The sequence below is a fragment of the Stutzerimonas azotifigens DSM 17556 genome (assembly GCF_000425625.1).
Classification (GTDB): domain Bacteria; phylum Pseudomonadota; class Gammaproteobacteria; order Pseudomonadales; family Pseudomonadaceae; genus Stutzerimonas; species Stutzerimonas azotifigens.
Window position 1 is genome coordinate 1 of record NZ_AUDU01000079.1, and the last position, 1,522, is coordinate 1,522.

Below are 1,522 nucleotides of genomic sequence, written 5' to 3' on the forward strand. Positions count from 1 at the left end.
GGCTGGAGGCTGGAGGCTGGAGGCTGGAGGCTGGACAGGGTTTGGGTTGGCGCTCACGCCTGTCAAGCCTTTTCGGTCGCTGCGCCGGAAAATGGCGCGCTTGCACCCGCTCGACGTCTGACACGGCTCCTCTCGTCCCGCCTTCCAGCCTTCCAGCCTCCAGCGCTTTTTCCCCGCGCCACATTCGCGAGCAAGCTCGCTCCTACAAGGGGACCGGGCCAGAACGACCGCGCGCTTTGCGTCCAGCCTTCCAGCCTCCAGCGCCCTTATCGTCTTTTTATGGGCCCAGGTAGCGCCGCGGCACCCGCTTGGTCACCTTGGTCAGCAGCTCGTAGCCGATGGTGCCGCAGGCGCGGGCGACCTCGTCGATGCCGACCTGGCGACCCCAAAGCTCGACCTCGTCCCCCAGCCCGGCGGCCGGCAGGTCGGTGATGTCCACCGCCAGCATGTCCATCGACACGCGCCCGGCCAGCGGTACGCGCAGGCCGCGGATCGCCACCGGCGTGCCGGACGGCGCGGTACGTGGGTAGCCGTCGGCATAGCCGCAGCTGACGGTGGCGATCCGCGACGGCCGCTGGGCGACCCAGCCGCCGCCGTAGCCGACGCTCTCGCCCGCCGACACCTCGCGCACGGCGATGATCCGCGCGGTCAGGGTCATGGCGGGCTCGATGCCGAGGGTCTTCGGCTCCAGGTCAGCGAAGGGGCTGGCCCCGTAGAGCATGATGCCGGGGCGCAGCCAGTCCATGTGCGCCTGCGGCAGGCCGAGGATCGTCGCCGAGTTGGCCAGCGAGCGGTGCTCGAACGGCAGGTCGAGCAGGCCGACGAAATTCTCCAGTTGGGTTTCGGTGAGCGGATGGCCGCGCTCGTCGGCGCAGGCGAAGTGGCTCATCAGGTTCAGCTCGGCGACCTGCTCGGCGTCCTTCAGCCGCGCATGCCAGTCGCGCAGGCCGGCCGGCGACATGCCCAGGCGATGCATGCCGGAATCGAGCTTGAGCCAGACGTTCAGCGGACGCGACAGCCGGGCGTCGAGCAGGCCCTGCGCCTGGGCGTCGCCCTGCACCGCGACATCCAGCGCCAGCTGCGCCGCCATGCCGTATTCGTCGGCCTCGAAGCAGCCCTCCAGCAGCAGGAGTCGTGCCTCGGGCGCCATCGCGCGGACCTCGGCCGCCTCCTCCAGGCTGGCGACCGCGAAGCCGTCGGCCAGGTCGCGCAGCGCCGTCACCACCTCGCGCGCGCCATGCCCGTAGGCATCGGCCTTGACTACGGCGAAGGCCTTGCGCCCGGGGCCGCACTGCTTGGCGCGGCTGTAGTTGTGGCGAACGGCGGCCAGATCGACCGTGGCGACGAGGGGGCGCATGAGAGGGAATCCTTCGCGGGGCAGGAGCGGCACATTTTCAAGCTGCAGGCTGCAAGCTGCAAGCGCCAAAGCTGGAGGCTGGAGGCTGGAGGCTGGAGGCTGGAGGCTGGAGGCTGGAGGCTGGAGGCTGGAGGCTGGAGGCTGGAGGCTGGAGGCTGGAGGCTG

Annotated in this window: 1 protein-coding gene; it reads right to left on the reverse strand. The window is 70.4% G+C overall.

Annotated features, from left to right (window positions below; all coding sequences use genetic code 11):
* Positions 1-277: 277 nt before the first annotated feature.
* Positions 278-1,357 (reverse strand): alanine racemase, encoded by a 1,080-nt coding sequence (gene alr / locus H610_RS0107775; protein WP_028239142.1) that lies wholly within the window; start codon positions 1,355-1,357, stop codon positions 278-280.
* Positions 1,358-1,522: the final 165 nt, after the last annotated feature.

Excerpts from the sequence above, each read along its gene's own strand:
- alr (WP_028239142.1), bottom strand. The coding sequence starts at position 1,357 with ATGCGCCCCCTCGTCGCCACGGTCGATCTGGCCGCCGTTCGCCACAAC.